We start from the raw sequence: 17736 nt of genomic DNA, 5'->3' as shown, positions 1-17736 counted from the left end.
CGCCCGCCGCGGCACCAAGGATGTGGCTACTGGGAGGGTTGGGGCAGTTCACACGCGATCTGCGGGTTGACGCCCAGATAGTTCAAGGGCCCGGCAACGATGGTCACGGCCACCGTTCCAGCTTGGGCACAGGACCCGGGAGCTCCGCCGAAGTAGCCGCGCTGCCAGGCGGCGATTCCTCCGATGACCAGCCAGATGACAATCAGTGCTCCGAGAAACTTCATGGTGTCCTCCCATGGCCGTAGCCGCCTGTGCGTTCAAGTATGCGCCGATTACCGGATTCCAGACACCTCCCCACCCCGGACGCTCTCTCACTTGATGCCACTTAATTCGCAACGCTCTCTCACTTTCTTAAAAAAAGTGAGAGAGCGTTTGTCAAAAACCTCCGTTAAGTGAGAGATCGTCTGAAGGGGAGGTGGGGTTCGGGGGTGGGATTAGGGGCGGGCGCCGAAGCCGCCGCCGCCCGGACCCTGTGCAGCGGTGTACTCGCCGGCCGTCACGGTGCCCACCTGACGGGCACCGTCCAGGGAACCATCGCCTACGCCGGCGCTGACCGTGGCCGTGCCGCCGGTGTAGACGGTGTACTCCTCGCCTTCAGTGATCGCGGACGAGGAGAACACCAGGGACGCCGTGGCCTTGGTGGTCACGAAGGCACTCACCACGTTGCCCGCGGAATCGGCGATCTGCACCACCGTGCCCGCCGGAACGGCCGAGCCGAGCGTGACCTGCACGCCGGACTGCGTCGAGGAGGAGGTGCCCGGGGTGACCACCATGCCCACGCTTCCGGCCGCAGCCACGGTGCCGCCGGTGACGGTCAGCTCGCCGTTGACGTCCAGGGCGCCGTTGCCGGAGTTCGTGGGGCCGTTGACCACCACGGTGCCGCCGGAGATGCTGGCGTTGCCGTTGGAGTCCAGCCCGTCGCCCTGCGCGTTGATGGTCAGCGAGCCCCCGGTGATTTCCACGCTGTAGTCGCCCACGGCCATCTCGCCGCCGCCCATCCCGCCACCGGAAGTGGACCTGGAGGCCCCGCCGGAGGCGTTCACGCCGTCGTCGTTCGCGGTGACGTTGGCCGTTCCGCCGGACATCACGATGTGCTGGGCCTCCAAGCCTTCTTCCGACTCTTCCACGGTGGTGACGCCGGCGGCGCTGAGGGTGACGGTGTCGCCGTCGACCGTTACGGCGGCTGACACGGCTGATGTCACGCTGCTGGCGCCGTCCGCCAGGGTCACGGCTACTTCGGCGGCCGCATCCCAGGTGAGGTCGTCGGCGTCGTAGTGGGTGTCGGCGGCGAGGGCGTCCAGGGAAACTGCGGCCTGCGCCGTGCCGGACGTCGTGGACGAGTTGGACGTGCTGCTGGTGGAGGTGGTCCCGGCGATGGACGTCCCCGTGGCGGTGCCGGCGGCCGAGCAGCCGGCCAGCCCAACGGCGAGGGCGAGGGCGGTGACGGACAGGGCGCTGCGGAATCGGTTCATAGTCTGTTCCTTCGAAGTTGGTGGGGGAGGCGGGTCAGGCGGCGGGGCGGAGGTTCATGGTGCGGCGGAGGGTGCGGTTCCAGCGGTTGGCCGGCAGGTCCGGGCAGAGCGCCGCCATGCCGGTGGCGAACTTGGAGATCCTGGAGGGCCGGATCCCGTGGCTGTTTCCCGGGCGTCATGCAGCCGCCGTTCCTCCTGGCGGACTTCGATCGATAGGATCAAACCCGTGCTCCGACTTAAACGCCTTGCGGTTTTCTGCGTGTTCGCGATCTGCATCATCACCGCGGTGGCATTCTGGGCACTCGGACAGTCCGATGCGGACGCCCGCCGGGCTCTTCCTCCTCCGCCACGGGCTGAGGCGAAACTCGAAACGCCCTCCACCGGCCTTACCACTGCCGTCAGTGTCACCCGGAACGCGGACGCTGAGTGGCTCATCCTGGCTGCCGCGCAAACCGGCATACCTGCCCGCGCGCTTCGGGCTTACGTGGGTGCGGCCAGCGCGGCCAATCATTCCGCTCCGGCGTGTGGGATCGGCTGGAATACGGTGGCGGCAGTCGGCTTCATCGAATCCGCCCACGGAGCTTACGGCGGCGGAAGCCTGACCCCCGCAGGGCAGGCGAGCGGACCAATTGTCGGTCCGAGCCTGGACGGCAACGGATTTGCCGCCATCGCTGATACAGACGCCGGCGTCCTGGATGGCGACGCTCGCTGGGACCGCGCCGTCGGACCCATGCAGTTCATTCCCTCCACCTGGGAGCTTGCGGGACGGGACGGGAACGGCGACGGAGAAGCTGATCCCTTCAACATCGACGATGCCGCTCTCAGCGCGGCCGGTTACTTATGCGCCCATGGCCGCGACCTGACCGCCGCGAACGGATGGACGGAGGCCATCTACTCCTACAACCAGTCCGATTCCTACGTGGACCAGGTGCGCGACCAAGCCACCTCCTACGCCGAGAAGACGGGCGCCACCGGATAAGACCTCGACTACTGGCGTAACGTCCCGGGGTGGTGGCCGCGGCTCAGGTCCAGAGACTGATTCTCATCCTCCCGTGCGGCGCTCCTGGCCGTGCGCCGGGAAAAGAGAAACCGCTGCTGCACCACGTAGCTGACGGCCAGCAGCGCGATTTCAGCGAGGATCTTGGCCGGCAAAGCGGCCACGGAGAGCGAATCCAGGGCCGAGATGAGGCCATAGTTGGCGGCCAGGAGAACAAGAACCAGGCCGAAATAGCGCAGGCCGGCAGCCGCCGCGGGCCTGTCCCGGCCGTGCTGGAACACCACCTCGCGGTTGACGAGGAAGTTCACCGCCGAGCTCACGGCCCGGGCTCCCACCACGGCGAGCAGCAGAGAGTCGGTAACCAGGGTCAGGAGGAGGAACACCACGGTATCCACGAGGAACGCCGTGAAGGAGGACACCAGGAACTTCAGGAGCGGCGCGTAGATGCGGACCGAGTCCGCCACTGGCCGGAAATGGGACCCCGAATTGTGGTCGAGATAGACCGTGGCGATGTCCACGGTGTTGATCGCAAATCCGGCCTGCTTGGCTTCCAGCAGGAGGTTCAGCTCGTATTCGTAGCGCTCGACACGGACGGACCGCAGCCACGGGAGCATGGCAGCCGGATAGCCGCGGAGGCCTGTCTGGGTATCGGAAATGCGCTCGCCGGTGGCCAGCGCGAACAACCGCCGGGTGGCACTGTTGCCGAACTTGCTGCGGGCCGGGACGTTGCCGGTGAAGTTCCGGGTGCCCAGCACCAGGGCCGGCGAACCGGGCTGCACCGCTGCCGCCACGCGGAGGATGTCCACGATGGTGTGCTGGCCGTCGCTGTCAGCACACACCACGTTCCGGTCCGGCAGGTGGTCAGCGATGAACCCGAACCCGGTCTTCAGCGCGAAGCCCTTTCCCCGGTTGCGGGAATACCCGATGAAGTGGCACCCGAGTGCCTTGACGCCGTCGAACACGTCCTTGTAGTCAGGCCCGCTGCCGGTCCGGCTCGTAGGCCGGGATCAGGATGATCATGGCCGGCCCTACTGCGCGATGTAGAGGATGTCGGAGGTGCCGCGTTCCTTGTTCTCGCCCAGCGGGTTGTTGACCAGTTCGCCGATGAAGTACATGGTGGACGAGCCGCCGCCGTCGAGGTTGTACGCGGTGGTGGCGCCGAGGCCCTGCATGATTTCGGCCAGCGCGGTCATGGTGACGCCGGCGCTGTAACCGGGGCTGCGGCCGTCAACGACCACAAACACCAGGTGGTTCTCGTCGATGATGCCGACGGCGGTGCGCGGCTGTTCGCCCTGGATGGAGTGGTTGCCGAAGTTCGTGTCCACCTCAACGTCCTCGATGCCGTCGGCCACTTCGCCGTTGTCCAGCAGGGACGGGCCGAAGGAGAGGGTGTTCCAGACGCCGTCGGCCAGCAGCTGTTCGGCGGTGGTGGCGGTTTCGTCGTAGACCTTGACGGTGCCGTCGCGGTAGAAGGCCAGGCCTTGGCGGGCGCCGTCGTCGCGGAAAACGACGCCGTTGCGGATCACGATGCCGGTGTCGCGGAAGCCGTAGTAGTCGCCATTGATGGCGAAGACGGCGTTGTTGGCCTCGGCGATGGCGGACGTGGTTTCGGTGATGTTCTCGCCGAAGCTGTTGTTGGCGAAGGCTGACTGGAGGGTGGTGGCACCGTCGAGGACGACGTCGGCAACGTAGTACGTTACGGTGCTGTCGCCGCTGCCGGTGGTCACCGTGGAGATGTTGATGTTCGAGCTGTCCGACACGTAGGACGTGTCTGTGGTGACGGCGCTGGAATCGCTGGTGGTGGCCGCCGTCGTGCCCTGGCTGGTTCCCGTTTGGCTCGCCTGGTACGCGGCGACGTCCGAGATTTCCACGTGCTGGACCACAAAACGGTCCAGCGCCCAGGCCGTGGCACCTCCTGCCGAAAGCGTCAGGGCCACAGCCCCGGCGACGACGGCGCGCCGGACGCGGCTGCCCTTGCGTGGTTTGCTCTTGAGAGGAGTCATGCCTCATTTGTAGGCAACCAAGCTATCGCTTCGATTTGCCGAGGATGTGCTGCGCCTGTGAATAGGGACGGACCTTCTCTACGGCCATGTGCCGCCAGACGCCTGGGCCGGCAGCGGAGTCGCCGGAGAGCGTCCCGCACGCCGGAACGCTCCGGCGAACGGGCAGCTCTCCAGCGAATTCGCGCCGGGGTGGGCAGGCGGCTGGGCAGGCGAGAAGGTGCCGCTTAAAGCTGCCGTTGCGGCGTGGGCTTCGGGCGAGCGGGGGCGTCCGCCGGGCAGAGCCGCAGCGCGAGCTCCTGCAGTTCTTTGGGGTGGAACGGCTTGGTCAGGTAGGCAGCAGCGCCAGAGGCCATTCCGGCAAGGATGTCGTCCTCCTCAGACCTGGCCGTGAGGAACAGCATGGGAGCGGTACTTAAGGCCCGGATTGCCCGGGCAACGACGTGCCCGTCCATGTCCGGCAGGCCAAGGTCAAGGGTGATCAGCGCAACCGATGGTTCAGCGGCCGCAGCAATTCCTTCGGCGCCGTTGGCGACCGAACGTACGGAAAAGCCTGCGCGGGTCAGGACCACCGTGATCAGACCGCGGATGTCATCGTTGTCCTCGATGACAAGACAGATGCGTTTTGTTTCCATGAAAGCCCCTCAGCCAGCATTGCCACCAGTGTACGGGCTGGTGGGGTGGTAAACCGTCAAAGTGACGTATTCCGCAACCGTCCTCCGGTCGTCTCAGCGGTCACGTCGCTGGCCGCCGGCTCCGGGGCGAGGTTCAGCCGTCGTAGTGCGTCTGGGCCGGCCCCTGGCCCAGCGCATTCACCACGGCCGCGGCCACGATATGCAGCTTGGAATTACGGGTGCTGGACGCCGCTTTGAGGAGCTCGAACGCGTCCTGCTGGCTGCACCGGTTCTGGGCCATGATGATGCCCACCGCCATGTCGATCACCGTGCGTGATTCCAGGGTGGCACGCAGATGCGCCGCAGTCTCGCTGTAATGCGCAAAACGCACCGCAAGCCGCAGGGCCAGGGAGGTCTGGCGGACGAAATCCTCCGCAGCCTTCAGGACGCGGCCTTCGAAGCGGTAGGTCCGGTGGGAGTAGAGGAGCAGGGTGGCTTTGGTTTCCCCCTCCAGCCGGAACGGGATGGCCAAGACTGACCGGATGCCTTGGTCCAGGACGGCTTCGGAGTATTCGGGCCAGCGCGCTTCGTCTTTCACGTCAGGAACATGGACCGTCACCTGCTCCAGCGAGGCAGCCATGCCCGGGCTTTGCTCGGACTGGTATTCAATCTGGCTGACAGCGCGGGCAGCGGCGCCGCTGCTGGCAATGGTGGCCGCCTTGCGCTGACGCAGGAGAGTGATGCCGCACAGCACTTCGTCACCGGGTTCGGAAAGGGTACGGGCCGACACCCGGGCAAGCTCATCCAGGAACTCCTCTACGTCGGAGCTGTTGAGGAGTTCTTCGTGCAGATGCTCGGCGATTGATGTAGCTGTTTTTGCTGTTGACTCGCTGGCCACGGTTCTTTGTGCCATTCGCTCAGGTCAAACGAACCGGCACCCCCCCCGCACAACCCCGCCGTAGTGGCAAAAGGGTGGCGACGGTCGCTGGATCGACGAACTGTCCAACGGCCTGCTGCTAAACCGATATCCAGAATTATATACAGGCCAGAGCCTTGGGAAGCGCCACAAGGCGGCCAGCGGCGGGGTCACATCCGCCGGCTACTCAGGTCCTGGCTACCAAGCCCGGTGACGATGCTGGTCGCTGGATTCCGGGCGTGTACAGCCACCGCCTCGCGAAGAGACCTCTGGACGTTGGCCGGGTCCAGAGGTCTCAGCGGGTACTGCCTCATTGGAAGGAGCGAGGTTCTGCCCCCCGGGTTCTGACGCCGGTCGTGCCGGGCGTCAGAACCTTGACGTACTGGTCGGGGTAAACGGTGTTGTGCTGAGCAGGTACCCAGCCAGGTCGGACAGTCCCGACGCCGGGGTGTAAGACGAGGTTCCATCGAGGATGCCCGTGGCCACAGTCCCGGTTTTGGTTCCGAGGACGATGGTGAGCTTGTAGTTCACCGGATCCCACTGAACTGACGACCTATTGCTTCCGCTACCTTGGAACGTTGCCGTGCCCGAGTTTATGTAGTTTTTTTCCAAGGTCACGGACCCGATGTTGAGAGTGCACTTCCCACTCGTTACCGTCACCCGGTCTCCCGCTGCGTTGTCCGTCAGAGTGACGACCACATCACCGTTGGTGTTCAGAGACTGCAATCCTGGGCCGGTGTTATTCCAGCTGCCGCAGAACTTGGTGGCATCCATGCGCTCCGAATACGTGATGATCACTGAGTCTCCGCCGTCGGCGGTTCCAGCGACTCCACCGTTCGTCAAGGCGACCCCGGTGACCGTTGGAGCCACGATGTCCTTCGTGCCTGTTGCTGTGCCCGCGGCGCTGACGTTGCCGGCCGGGTCTGTGCCCCTTGCCGAGTAACTGATTGTCCCGTCGACGTACGCGCTGAGGTCCAGGGTCATGGACCACGTTCCTGAGCCTGTGGCAGTGACAGTTTGGCTGATGGAGTGCGCCTGTCCTGCATCAGTGACTGTGAGTGTGACCAATGCTCCCGCGTCCGAGGTGCCGTTGACCGGGACACCGGCCGCGTTTGTACTGGTTATGTACGTGGGAACCGTGATCCCCGGAGTGGCGGAAACCGTGTCCTTAGTGTTTGTCGTTGTCGCGATGGCGCTGGCATTGCCGGCTGCATCGGTGGCCGTGACCTTGTAGGTGACCGTGCCCTGGTTCAGCGTGGTCAGGTTAAGGGCCGAGGCCGACCATGCGCCAGCACCGTTGGCCGTCACAGTTTGCGACACCGTGTTGGCTGGTCCGGTGTCTGTGACGGTCATCGCAACCGTTGCGCCCGGTTCGGCCGTGCCACTGACCGGGACGTTTGCCACATTGGCGGCATTGACGAAGGGTGGAACACTGACCGTCGGCAATCCGGGGGCGACCGTGTCTTTGGTTTTTGTCACGGCGGCTGAGGTTCCGGTGTTGCCGGCTGCGTCGGTAGCGGTCGCTGTGTAGGTGACCGCGCCGTCGTTGAGTGCGCTCAGGTTGAGGCTGGATGCTGACCATGCCCCGCCGCCCGCCGTCGCAGATTGCGACACTGTGTGGGCGGCCCCGACGTCAGTGACGAGTAGAGTCACAGCCGAGCCGGACTCCGCCGTTCCGCTGACCGGAACGTTGGCAGCGTTAGCGATGTTGACGTACGTCGGGGCAGAGATCGTTGGGGCGGCCGGAGCCAGTGTGTCCTTGATGCTGGTGACGGTTACCGTAGACCCCGTGTTACCGGCGGCGTCCGTGGCTTTGGCGGTATACGTGACGGTGCCTTGGTTCAGGGAAGTCAGATTGAGGCCGGTTGCGGTCCAGGCTCCGGTGCCGCTGGCTGCCACTGTCTGTGACACCGTGTGGGCGGCCCCTGCATCGGTAACCGTAAGGGTAAGCGTTGAACCAGGCTCAGCTGTGCCGTTGACGGGGACATTGGCCACGTTGGCGATGTTCACGTAGGTGGGCACGACGATGGAAGGCGTTCCTGGAGCCACCGTGTCGATTTTGACCGCAAGGTTCTGGGAGGCGCTTGCGTTGCCCGCATTATCCGTCGCGAAATACGACACGACGTGCGTACCGTCACCGCCCACGGTGACTGCTGAGTTGGCGGCATTCACCGTAGTGGGGCTGCCGGAATCAACTGAGTAGGTGATCGAGGCGACGCCTGATCCGCCTGCGTTGTCCTCGGCTGTGAGGTTGACGACGACGGGGCTGCTGTTGTTGAGGCCGGAGGCGTTGGGCGTCGGGGAAATGGACGCCACGGAGGCAACTGGCGGCGTGCTGTCAGTGCTAACGCCGTCACTGCGTGGGCTTTCGGCGCCGTCCCAGAGTGCGATGGCCGGTGTGACGGTGTAGTACCACGTTCCGCCGGGGACGTTTTGTTCCGCGCAACTGAGGACCGTGACGGTGCCGCCGCAGGCGCCCGTTGCCGGGGTTTTGGATCCGCCCGTGGCCGAGTCGTAGCGCGCCACGGTGTAACCGGTGGCTGGACGGCCGCCCGAGGTCGCACCGGCTGCCCAGCTAATTGAAATGTCGGCTCCAGTGATAGAGGCGGATGGCTTGCTTCCGGGATTGACGACGTCGCCGACTGCGGCTGCGAAGTTGCTGCTGCTGATGGACTGCCAGAACGCGTAGGCCGCGGAACCGATGCCGGACACCAGGAGGATCCCGATCACTACCCACGGGGTGCGGGTCCTGAGCCAGCCAACGCAGGGCATCTGGTGTCGTGGTTGAGTGCTCATTTTCGGACCGCCAACGTGACTGGAAGGTGGAAGGTGGCGCCCTGGCAGGCGGACTGCGATGTCGCGTCCATGCTCGCGGCCCCGGGAAGTGTGATCAGGGTGCTCGAATTCGCTGCGAGGGAAACCGTCGGGCTGAGTGGGCTGAGAGGGGCGGCGAAGGTGACGCCAGTGGTGGTGCAGGAAGGATGGGCGTTGTCGGCAGTGGCTGGGCCGTTGTTGGTGACGCTGTACACCTGGACCGAATAGGGGTTGGGATTGGTTACCCGCAGCACGACGTCGGCAGTCCCGCCGGGAACGAGGGTCGACGCCGGCGCGTCACCGGAAACGAGCGCGTCCACGGTGACTGTCTGCATGTCGCCAGCGCCAGCGGAGCCGCTGCCGGAGCCGTCCGTGATCCAGTACGCGTATCCTGTTCCCGCGCCGATCGCCAAAGACAGCACGCCCGTCAGGACTGCCACTTTGACGCCGCGGGCGCGGCCGGCCCTCATCCATCCCATGGAATTCATCTCAATTACCTTGTCCTGATCCGGAGTAAACCAGTTGGAGGGTTGCACCCTTGCATCCGTCCTGGTTGGCGGGCGTATCGAGCATTCTGAACTGCGGCCACTGGGTCGATTCGATGCGCAGACCGGAAAGTGAGGTGCTGCTGCCGGGCTGCACTGTCAGCGGGTAGGGGCCGCTGTACTGGGTCACCGTGTAGTCGCCAGTCCCGCACGGCAGGTTCCGGGCGATGGCGTCTGCAGTCCGGGTCACGCTCTTGATCGAGACCGACAGGTTGGTCACCCCCAATGTCTTGTTGTTCGGATTGGTGATGCCTAGATCCAGCGGAACGGAAGTGCCCGGCGCTAGCTGGCGCGCCAAGTTTCCGGAGAGGGTGAAATTTCTGAGTGTGGAGTCGATGACCAGTTGGGCGCTGGCATACGCATATTGGGTCTTGCCGTTGGCGTCGGGCCCGGAGCCGACCAGGTACAGCGTGTAGGTGCCGTTCGGAGCGTTGGAGGCTGTGGCGATCTCCAACGTCGAAGAGTTCCCGGTGGCGGGGTTCGGCGCAAAGGCGGGGGTGGAACCTGATGGCAGTCCGCCCATCACGCTCAGGTTGACCGGTCCGGCGAAGTTGTTGCGGGACAATTGGATGGAATACACACCGATGGAACCAGGCGGCATGGTCACGGATGCAGGCGTCGCGCTCATCGAGAATGAACTGGAGATGGGGTAATTGATGGTCAGCCCGGCCGAAACGGTGCCGCTGACTTTGCCGCTGCTCCCCTTGATGCCAAGGCTGTAGGTCCCGATTGGGGTGGATTGGCTGGTCGACACATTCATCGTTGCCGTCGCTGTCGTCCCCGGGCTCCCCGGGCTTCCCGGGCTCAGCGTGACCGACGACGGCGAGAAGGCGGCCGAGGATCCGGCGGGAAGACCGCTGGCACTCAGCGAGACGGCACCGGAAAAACCGCCTGTTGACGTAGCGGTCACCACGTAGCTGGCGGTCTTGGCTCGCTCAATGGACTGACTTGCAGGCGAGATCTGCAGGGTGATGCCCGGCTTGGCGTTCTGGCTGGCGGCGATTAATGCGCCGGCCGGGACCAGCATGACCAGCAGTCCGAGCAGCAGCAGCTTAACAACGGTCCTGGCCGGGCGAGCGGACGGCGGGAAGGACCATCGTTGCTTCTGCATCTCGTACCCCTTCTGAATGAGTGTGCTTTAAATGGTGGATGGATCCGTCGCTGGGCCGGGCATCAGCGGCCGGCCCAGCGACGGTGTCATTAGTCGCTGGTCAGGGTTAGCGTGATGAGAGCCCCCTTGCAAGCGTCCTGGTTCACGGCCGTGTCGGCGAAGAACAATGTTGAGGAACCGACAGCAGTGCTCGGGCTGCCCGCCGGCACAGTCGTATTGGAGACAACGTCGGCAATGGTGAAGTCTGCCGGGAGGCACAGCGGGTCGCTCGTGCTCACGACGGCGTGGATGGTCCCGACCTGGAGACTCGACGAGCCGGCATTGCTCGCCGTGTAGGTCACTGTGCCGCTGCCACCGGGGGTAAGCAAGCTAGGGACAGCGGCGGTCAGGACAACCGTGCCGTTGGACGTTTCATTCGTTCCGGAGCCGGTACCGGAACCCGTGGTGGTCCAGTAGGCGAAGGCCACTCCGCCTCCCACTCCGGTCAGGACGGCAGCGGCACAAACTGCCACGATCTTGTTCTTCTTGGACATTTTGCGCATGAGGATTTCCCCTTTTTTGTTGAGACCGAAGCACTCGCTGTGCCGGCCGGTGTTTCTGTTTGGCTGTCTGCGGCCCCTGGCTGAGTACCGATAGCCCCAAAGGTTCCATGCGGCAATACCCGTAACAACGTGGGTGGGTACTTGTCTTCTTTCGCCGAAAATTTCTCGTCCTACTTGGTCTACTTGGTTTACGCGGCCGACTCCTGCGTCGAATGGGACAGGGACAGGCGGGCACAGAGATAGGCGACTCCCCGCAGGCATGGCAGACCCTTCACAACAACGCCAGCCTCCGGATCCCTTCCCGGAGGCTGGTGTTGTGCTGCGACTTATGGGCAGAATGAAGCACACGTTGGCGCTGCCGACGGTGGACCCGAGACCAGCCGGCAAGGACGCCGCGGAGGGACAGGAACATGACCAGACTGCTCATCATCGGGCCGCCGGGCTCAGGGAAAGGCACCCAAGCGGTGCATATCGCCAAGCACTTCAGCATTCCGAACGTATCCACGGGCGAAATCTTCCGGACCAATGTCAGCCAGGAGACTCCGCTGGGCGTTGAGGCCGCCAAGTATCTCGACGACGGTGCTTTTGTGCCGGACCATCTCACCAACGCCCTGGTCAAGGACCGGCTCCTCGACGCCGATCTGCAGCTCGGTTTCCTGTTGGACGGGTATCCACGGACAGCTCCCCAGGTCATGGAACTGGACAACATGCTGGCCTCCCAAGGCCACCGCCTCGACGCCGTGGTGGAACTCCGTGCACCGGATTCCGAACTCGAGCAACGGATGCTGCAGCGGGCCAAGGAACAGGGCCGGGAGGACGACACCATCGAAGTATTCCGGCACCGGCTGGACCTCTACCACCGCGAAACCCACGAGGTCGTGGCGGTCTACGCCGGCCGGGGCATGGTGGTTTCGGTGGACGGCAGCGGTGACCCCGGCGCCATCACCACACGTGCCATTGCCGCCGTCGAAAAATTCCTAGCAGCAGGAGTATCCCCATGAGAATTGCAGTGACCGGCGGCAGCGGAAAACTGGGACGGCATGTGGTCCGCAGGCTGACCGACGACGGCCACCAGGTGCTGAACCTGGACCGGGCGGGGGAGCGGCACCGCGGGTTGGCAATCGTGGACCTGCGCAACTATGGTCAGGTCCTTGACGTGTTCCTCGGTCTCGACGACCGGCATGACGGCTTCGACGCAATCGTCCATCTGGGAGCCATTCCGGCGCCTGGCATCATCCCGGATGCCGCCACCTTCGAGAACAACATGCTCTCGACCTACAACGTCTTCCAGGCGGCGCGGCGGGCCGGCATCAAGAAGGTGGTTTACGCCTCCAGCGAGACGGTGCTGGGACTGCCGTTCGACGTCGACCCTCCCTACATCCCGGTGGATGAGGAATACCCGGCCCGGCCGGAGAGCACGTACTCACTCGTGAAGCACCTCGAGGAGCAGATGGCGATCCAGCTGACGCGCTGGGATCCGGAGCTCAGCATTGCGGGCCTGCGGTTCTCCAACGTCATGGATCCTGAGGACTACGAACGGTTCCCGTCGTTCGATTCGGACGCCAGTGCGCGGAAGTGGAACCTCTGGGGCTACATCGACGGGCGCGACGGCGCACAGGCTGTGGCGCGTGCGCTGGAAAACGGCCAGCCCGGGTTCCAGGCTTTCATCATCGCGAACGCGGACACTGTCATGACGCGTTCCAGCGCCAGCCTCGCCGCGGAGGTGTTCCCCAACGTCACCGTGACCAAGGAGTTGGGCGAACACGAGACTATGCTGTCCATCGACAAGGCCCGGCGCCTGTTGGGCTACGAGCCTGAACACACGTGGCGGACCTACCACTCCAACAGGACCACGCCCACGGAAGACTGAATCGCGGAAGGCTGAACCCGAAAGCAGGCCACTGAGGAGGGCGGTCCCTCAAGAATTCCGCAGGCGCCGAAGGGTTGGCGCAGGATCAGCTCAATTCCCGGCCGCGGCGCGTGGCGGGCTCCTAATCTGGTGATAGGCGGGGATTCTCTGCCGCCCGCAACAGTCCAGACCGCCACGCTAGGACCCCACCATGCGCACCTTCCGTTTTGTGCTGCCCGCTGCCGCCATGCTGATTTCTGCCGTGGCAATGACCGCCTCGGGCCTGCCCGCCGGGGCCGTTGAGCCGGCCCTTGCCCCCGCCGGCACCGACGCAAACGTCCGCTACCTGGTCCGCTACGCCGCGGAAACGGACGTCCCGGCCGAGGCGGCGCGCCTGAAGTCCCAGGGCATCGGCGTCGGCCGCTCCTTTACCCACGCCCTGCGCGGCGCCGTGGTTACGGCATCGCCGGCGCAAGCCGCGGCATTGTCCCGCTCGGCGGGCGTCGCCTCGGTGGAGGTGGACGCCCCCATCACACTCTCCGCAACGCAGCAGCCCGCGCCATGGGGGTTGGACCGCGTGGACCAGCGGGCCCTGCCGCTCTCCGGTTCCTACACCTGGACCGCCGCCGGCGCCGGTGTCAGCGCTTACGTGGTGGATACCGGCGTGCTCGCCTCGCACACAGAGTTTGCCGGCCGCGTGGCAGCAGGCTGGACAGCAGTGGCCGATGGCCGCGGATCCGGCGACTGCAACGGCCACGGCACCCATGTGGCCGGAACGGTGGCCGGAACCACCTACGGCGTGGCAAAGGCGGCGACGATCGTCCCCGTCAGGGTCCTGGACTGCTCCGGCTCCGGTTTCAACTCCGACGTTGTGGCCGGCCTGGACTGGATCGCCGGCAACCACGCCGCCGGAACGCCCGCCGTGGTGAACATGAGCCTGGGCGGGGCGGCCAGCGCGGCTGTGGATTCCGCGCTCCAGGGTGTCATCAACGACGGCGTCACGGCAGTGGTTGCCGCCGGCAACTCCGCCGCGGACGCCTGCGGGAGCTCGCCGGCGCGGCTCCCCGCAGCGGTCACCGTGGCGGCCAGCGATTCCGCCGACCGCCAGGCTTCCTTCTCCAACTTCGGTTCCTGCGTGGATCTGTATGCACCTGGCGTCGGCATTGTCTCCGCGTCGTACACCTCAAACACCGCAACCGCGTCCATGTCCGGCACATCCATGGCAGCGCCCCACACGGCAGGCGCCGCGGCGGTGCTGCTGTCCCAGAACCCGGCACTCACACCGGCCCAGATTGCTTCGGCGCTGACCTCGAACGCCACCGCCGGAGTCATCACGGGCACCGGGACCGGCACGCCGAACCGCCTGCTGTACGCGGCGGCACCCGCGCCCGCACCGGCACCGGCACCCGTGGCGCCTGCCCCCACAGTTACGGCCAAATCACCCGCAGCACTGTCGACGGCGGTACCCGTGGCCAGCAATGTGACGGCCACGTTCAGCAAGGCCGTCCAGGGTGTTGGCGCCGGAACATTTTCGCTCCGGAACGCCGCCGGCACCGCCATCCCGGCAACGGTCAGCTACAACGCGACAACGAAAACGGCCACCCTCGATCCGTCCGCCAACCTGGCCGTGGATGCCACCTACACGGCGACGCTGGTGGGCGGCGCCACCGCCATCCGCGACACCGAGGGCACGCCCTTGGCCAGCACGAGCTGGACGTTCACCACCGGCCCGGCGCCCACGGTTACAGGGTTCACGCCGGGCAGCAACTCCCTCCTGGTCAGGCGGAACAACAACCTGTCGGTGACCTTCAGTGAGCCGGTCCAGGGGGTCAGCACCGCCACGTTCACGGTGAAGAACGCGGCCACCGGGGCTGTGGTCCCGGCTGCCGTCTTCCGCAACGGAACCACAAATCAGTGGATCCTGGACCCGCAGAACAGCCTTGCGGCCAAGACGAAATACACGGTGACCGTCACCGGCGGCGGGACGTCCATCCGAGACCTCGCAGGCAATCAGCTGGCCACCAGGACATGGCAGTTCACCACGGGTTCTTTCTAGCTGTCGGTGGGGGAAAGGGAGGCCGACGGCGGCAATTGGGGGGGCGCCGTCGGCCTCTGTTGTGTGCCGCGGGGACGCATCCGGCGCCTCGCCCTGGTGGTGCTGGGACCAGATATGGCCCACTTCTTCGGCGAACTGTTCCACGATCCTGCTCATGGCGGCATGGGCGGCGCCGGCCTCGCCCCGCTGGATGGCGCTGGCCACGTCCACGTGCAGCTGCAGTGCTTCGTGATGAGGCAGATGGGGCATCAGGCCGTGCTCCGTCCGGCCGGTGAGGACCTCGGCCACAAGAGTCTGGAACTGGGCAAACATGGCGTTTCCTGATGCGTTGAGGACGGCGGCATGGAACTCCACGTCCAGCCGGAGGAATTCGTCGCTGTCGCCGCGCTGGCCGGCCGCCCACAGCCGCGCTGCCCGGGAGACCAGATCGCTGCCGGCATCCCAGGACGCCCGTTCGGCCGCGAGCCGGGCAGCCTGCGGTTCGATCGCGCCGCGGAGCTCGTTGAGGGCCTGAAGCTGCTCCAGGCGGCGGGACGAGGCCAGCCGCCAGCGGATCACTTGGGGATCGTAAAGGTTCCACGCCTCTTCGGGCTGCACCACGGTGCCGAACCGCCTGCGGGATGCCAGCATGCCTTTGGGGCGGGGCCGCCGGTGAGCGTGATGTTCGGGCCGAACATGGAGCCGAAACCAATCGGAGCGTCCTCGTACTGGGGCACGCCCACCCGGCTGATGACGCCGCCCGGGCGGATAACGCCGAGGGCCTGATCGTACGCCGGCCGGTACCCCACGCACTCAAGCACGGTGTGCGTTCCGTCGCCGCCGCTGAGCTCGCGCACCTTCTCGATGCCGGCCTCACCGCGCTCGGCGACGACGTCGGTGGCGCCGTATTCGATGCCAAGGTCAGTGCGGGCCTTGTGCCGGCCCATCAGGATGATCTGCTCGGCACCGAGTTGCTTGGCGGACAGCACCGCCATCAGCCCGACGGCGCCATCAGCCCGACGGCGCCGTCACCGATGACCGTGACCGTGGTCCGGGCGTTGACGCCTGCCTTGATGGCGGCGTGGTAGCCGGTGCCGTAGACGTCCGAGAGGGTCAGCAGCGACGGCAGCAGCTCGCTGTCCTCACCCACCGGGGCCTTGACCAGCGTGCCGTCGGCGAACGGGACGCGGACGGCCTCGGCCTGGGCGCCGCCGATGCCGCCGGAGGCCCAGAACCCGCCGTGGCGGCAGGAGGTCTGCAGGCCTTCACGGCAGAAATCGCAGGTACCGTCGGACCAGGCGAACGGGGCGATGACGAAGTCCCCCTTCTTCAGGGTGGACACGTCCTTGCCCGTTTCCTCGACGGCGCCGATGAACTCGTGGCCCATGGGGCTGCCCTGCCTGGACGAGGGCATGCCGTGGTAGGGGTGCAGGTCGGAGCCGCAGATACAGGAATTGACGATCCGCACGATGGCGTCGGTCGGATTCTGGATGACGGGGTCGGGCACATTCTCCACGCGCACGTCGCCGGCGCCATACATGATGGTTGCTCGCATTTTCGTTTCCTCATCACTTCGTCAGGGGCAGGAGCCCGGGTGTTCCTTCAATAGCCAACCGCACATTCCGCAAGTGTGGGAGTGGCTGTTGATACAGGTACCCGCAGTGCCTCCCAACTCAGACTTGCAGCTCAAACTCCGTGTGCCCGTGCCGGATCCCATTGATTTGCAGCTCCAGGGCGTGGACCCCCGCGCGGTGCACCCGGGTGGTCATCTGCCGGAAGGCATGACGCTTCGAGAGTGTGCGGGTCTCACCGGCGGCGAGGGTGAGCGCCGCGATCTTGAAGACCTTGGCCGATTGCGTGCCGTTGGCTTTGACGTAGTGGACCACGTAGTCCACCGCGAGGCGCGCATTGTAGTTCCCGGTGTTGGCGATCGCGAAGTCGAAAGCCAGTTCACCCGGTATGGCCACCGAGTTCCGGTCCAGCCGGGGCCCCGTGACAGCCACCGACGCCGGCGTGAACCCCTGCAGCGCGAGCGCACCGGGGTGGGCCTTCTTGATCAGGGTCCGCAGGCCATGCCTGACCACCCATGCGGTGTTGGCGTCCGGGGCGGCCAGCCAGCGAGCCGCCGTTGCCACCACCAGAGCGGGCGCGTGCCGCGCCACGTCGTTGAGGTGGTTCGCCACCGAGCGCCGCACGTACTCCGAAGGGTCCCGGTACAGGGCGTCCAGAATCGGGAGGGACGCCTCCGGATGAAGGACGACGGCGGGTACCCGCACCGCCCACGGGAGGTACGCCCGCGTCCCCTCGCTGGCCAGCCGACGGACATGCTCGTCCGGATGCCCGGTCCAGCCCTGGATGATCTTGAGGGAACGCTCCAGGTCCGCGGCCAGCAGCCGGCGGATGGCGAACTCGCCGGTGAGCCTCGGGGTCAGTTCGGCCAGGAGGGCCAGGCAGTCGTCAAAGTCAGGCGCGGCGCCAGATTCGAGGGCCAGCGTGACGGCCGTTTCGGATACCGGCCAGAGGATCCAACCTGTGAAACCGGCGCCGGAAAGTGCGCTCCGGAAGATGCGCGCCGCCGTCGGATATCCCGGATCCGGAAGTTGCCGCACATCCGCCAGCAGGGCGCTGCTCACCGCATCCGTCCGGCCGCGCAGGCTCAAGTCGTCCAACTGTGCGGCGGCAGCAGCGACGTGCGGCCAGTCCGATCCGGGAGCGGCCTCAGCCAGGATCCGGGCCAGTGTTTCCACGCCCTGCCGGTTGATCAGCTCATTCATCGCGCCCATTGAGTCAGGCTACCCCGGCGGGCTGACATGCCCGGCGGCAGGGGCCAACACCGCCCAG

15 protein-coding genes and 3 pseudogenes are annotated in these 17736 nt (G+C 65.8%); 4 read left to right on the top strand and 14 right to left on the bottom strand.

The window, feature by feature from the left end; all coding sequences use genetic code 11:
- Nucleotides 1–26 precede the first annotated feature (26 nt).
- The 3 genes and pseudogenes from NG701_RS20605 to NG701_RS20595 all read right to left on the bottom strand — a co-directional run.
- Nucleotides 27–224: a hypothetical protein gene (locus tag NG701_RS20605; protein WP_252570456.1), complete on the bottom strand. Its 198-nt coding sequence runs from the start codon at nucleotides 222–224 to the stop codon at nucleotides 27–29.
- Nucleotides 225–434: 210 nt separating this feature from the next.
- On the bottom strand, nucleotides 435–1472 hold the full coding sequence (locus tag NG701_RS20600; RefSeq protein WP_252570454.1) for a carbohydrate-binding domain-containing protein: 1038 nt from the start codon (nucleotides 1470–1472) through the stop codon (nucleotides 435–437).
- Nucleotides 1473–1506: 34 nt separating this feature from the next.
- A pseudogene (locus NG701_RS20595) lies at nucleotides 1507–1635 on the bottom strand (molecular chaperone); the annotation flags it as partial.
- 63 nt (nucleotides 1636–1698) lie between these two features.
- Between NG701_RS20595 and NG701_RS20590 the strand changes: the two are divergent.
- Nucleotides 1699–2451: a lytic transglycosylase domain-containing protein gene (locus NG701_RS20590; protein WP_252570452.1), complete on the top strand. Its 753-nt coding sequence runs from the start codon at nucleotides 1699–1701 to the stop codon at nucleotides 2449–2451.
- Nucleotides 2452–2459: 8 nt separating this feature from the next.
- On the opposite strand, the gene NG701_RS21255 is transcribed toward NG701_RS20590, so the two are convergent.
- The 8 genes from NG701_RS21255 to NG701_RS20550 all read right to left on the bottom strand — a co-directional run bounded on the left by NG701_RS21255 (nucleotide 2460) and on the right by NG701_RS20550 (nucleotide 11011).
- Nucleotides 2460–3431, bottom strand: a complete 972-nt coding sequence (locus NG701_RS21255) for a GtrA family protein (RefSeq protein ID WP_252570450.1) — start codon at nucleotides 3429–3431, stop codon at nucleotides 2460–2462.
- Nucleotides 3432–3497: 66 nt separating this feature from the next.
- Nucleotides 3498–4472 carry a phosphodiester glycosidase family protein gene (locus tag NG701_RS20580; RefSeq protein ID WP_252570448.1) on the bottom strand — a complete coding sequence of 325 codons (975 nt, stop codon included), beginning with the start codon at nucleotides 4470–4472 and terminating at the stop codon, nucleotides 3498–3500.
- 224 nt (nucleotides 4473–4696) lie between these two features.
- Entirely contained in the window at nucleotides 4697–5104 is a 408-nt protein-coding gene (locus NG701_RS20575; RefSeq protein WP_252570446.1) for a response regulator transcription factor, read from the bottom strand.
- Nucleotides 5105–5237: 133 nt separating this feature from the next.
- The gene (locus tag NG701_RS20570; protein WP_252570600.1) at nucleotides 5238–5981 is read right to left on the bottom strand and encodes an ANTAR domain-containing protein; all 744 of its coding nucleotides are present in this window, start codon (nucleotides 5979–5981) and stop codon (nucleotides 5238–5240) included.
- Between the two features lie 384 nt (nucleotides 5982–6365).
- A complete protein-coding gene (locus NG701_RS20565; protein WP_252570443.1) occupies nucleotides 6366–8795 on the bottom strand; it encodes an Ig-like domain-containing protein in 2430 nt (809 codons plus the stop codon).
- Nucleotides 8792–9301: a hypothetical protein gene (locus tag NG701_RS20560; RefSeq protein ID WP_252570441.1), complete on the bottom strand. Its 510-nt coding sequence runs from the start codon at nucleotides 9299–9301 to the stop codon at nucleotides 8792–8794. The genes NG701_RS20565 and NG701_RS20560 overlap by 4 nt, the downstream gene beginning before the upstream one ends.
- Nucleotide 9302: 1 nt before the next feature.
- Nucleotides 9303–10469 carry a COG1470 family protein gene (locus tag NG701_RS20555; RefSeq protein ID WP_252570440.1) on the bottom strand — a complete coding sequence of 389 codons (1167 nt, stop codon included), beginning with the start codon at nucleotides 10467–10469 and terminating at the stop codon, nucleotides 9303–9305.
- An 89-nt stretch (nucleotides 10470–10558) separates the two neighbouring features.
- Nucleotides 10559–11011: a hypothetical protein gene (locus NG701_RS20550; RefSeq protein ID WP_252570439.1), complete on the bottom strand. Its 453-nt coding sequence runs from the start codon at nucleotides 11009–11011 to the stop codon at nucleotides 10559–10561.
- Between the two features lie 410 nt (nucleotides 11012–11421).
- On the opposite strand from NG701_RS20550, the gene NG701_RS20545 reads away from it, so the two are divergent.
- From NG701_RS20545 to NG701_RS20535, 3 genes are all read left to right on the top strand, one after another.
- Entirely contained in the window at nucleotides 11422–12012 is a 591-nt protein-coding gene (locus NG701_RS20545; protein ID WP_252570437.1) for an adenylate kinase, read from the top strand.
- Nucleotides 12009–12881 carry an NAD-dependent epimerase/dehydratase family protein gene (locus NG701_RS20540; protein WP_252570435.1) on the top strand — a complete coding sequence of 291 codons (873 nt, stop codon included), beginning with the start codon at nucleotides 12009–12011 and terminating at the stop codon, nucleotides 12879–12881. The genes NG701_RS20545 and NG701_RS20540 overlap by 4 nt, the downstream gene beginning before the upstream one ends.
- 190 nt (nucleotides 12882–13071) lie before the next feature.
- Nucleotides 13072–14916, top strand: coding sequence for a S8 family serine peptidase (locus tag NG701_RS20535; protein WP_252570433.1), 1845 nt, complete (start codon nucleotides 13072–13074; stop codon nucleotides 14914–14916).
- A gap of 198 nt (nucleotides 14917–15114) precedes the next feature.
- Here the strand turns inward: NG701_RS20535 and NG701_RS20530 are convergent.
- The 3 genes and pseudogenes from NG701_RS20530 to NG701_RS20520 form a co-directional block, all read right to left on the bottom strand.
- A pseudogene (locus tag NG701_RS20530) lies at nucleotides 15115–15546 on the bottom strand (FadR/GntR family transcriptional regulator); the annotation flags it as partial.
- Nucleotides 15547–15551: 5 nt separating this feature from the next.
- A pseudogene (locus NG701_RS20525) lies at nucleotides 15552–16450 on the bottom strand (alcohol dehydrogenase catalytic domain-containing protein); the annotation flags it as partial.
- Between the two features lie 118 nt (nucleotides 16451–16568).
- Entirely contained in the window at nucleotides 16569–17678 is a 1110-nt protein-coding gene (locus NG701_RS20520) for a DNA alkylation repair protein (RefSeq protein WP_252570431.1), read from the bottom strand.
- Nucleotides 17679–17736 lie beyond the last annotated feature (58 nt).

Origin of the sequence: Pseudarthrobacter cellobiosi, assembly GCF_023913815.1 — a bacterium.
In the GTDB taxonomy this organism is placed as follows: Bacteria; Actinomycetota; Actinomycetes; order Actinomycetales; family Micrococcaceae; genus Arthrobacter; species Arthrobacter cellobiosi.
The sequence above is the reverse complement of the archived record's forward strand: the minus strand, read 5'-3'. Positions and strand labels throughout refer to the sequence as shown.

Bases quoted from the DNA above. Each gene is read 5' to 3' on its own strand.
- NG701_RS20605 (WP_252570456.1), bottom strand. From the start codon at position 224: ATGAAGTTTCTCGGAGCACTGATTGTCATCTGGCTGGTCATCGGAGGA.
- NG701_RS20600 (WP_252570454.1), bottom strand. From the start codon at position 1,472: ATGAACCGATTCCGCAGCGCCCTGTCCGTCACCGCCCTCGCCCTCGCC.
- NG701_RS20580 (WP_252570448.1), bottom strand. From the start codon at position 4,472: ATGACTCCTCTCAAGAGCAAACCACGCAAGGGCAGCCGCGTCCGGCGC.
- NG701_RS20575 (WP_252570446.1), bottom strand. From the start codon at position 5,104: ATGGAAACAAAACGCATCTGTCTTGTCATCGAGGACAACGATGACATC.
- NG701_RS20565 (WP_252570443.1), bottom strand. From the start codon at position 8,795: ATGAGCACTCAACCACGACACCAGATGCCCTGCGTTGGCTGGCTCAGG.
- NG701_RS20560 (WP_252570441.1), bottom strand. From the start codon at position 9,301: ATGAATTCCATGGGATGGATGAGGGCCGGCCGCGCCCGCGGCGTCAAA.
- NG701_RS20555 (WP_252570440.1), bottom strand. From the start codon at position 10,469: ATGCAGAAGCAACGATGGTCCTTCCCGCCGTCCGCTCGCCCGGCCAGG.
- NG701_RS20550 (WP_252570439.1), bottom strand. From the start codon at position 11,011: ATGCGCAAAATGTCCAAGAAGAACAAGATCGTGGCAGTTTGTGCCGCT.
- NG701_RS20545 (WP_252570437.1), top strand. From the start codon at position 11,422: ATGACCAGACTGCTCATCATCGGGCCGCCGGGCTCAGGGAAAGGCACC.
- NG701_RS20540 (WP_252570435.1), top strand. From the start codon at position 12,009: ATGAGAATTGCAGTGACCGGCGGCAGCGGAAAACTGGGACGGCATGTG.
- NG701_RS20535 (WP_252570433.1), top strand. From the start codon at position 13,072: ATGCGCACCTTCCGTTTTGTGCTGCCCGCTGCCGCCATGCTGATTTCT.
- NG701_RS20520 (WP_252570431.1), bottom strand. From the start codon at position 17,678: ATGGGCGCGATGAATGAGCTGATCAACCGGCAGGGCGTGGAAACACTG.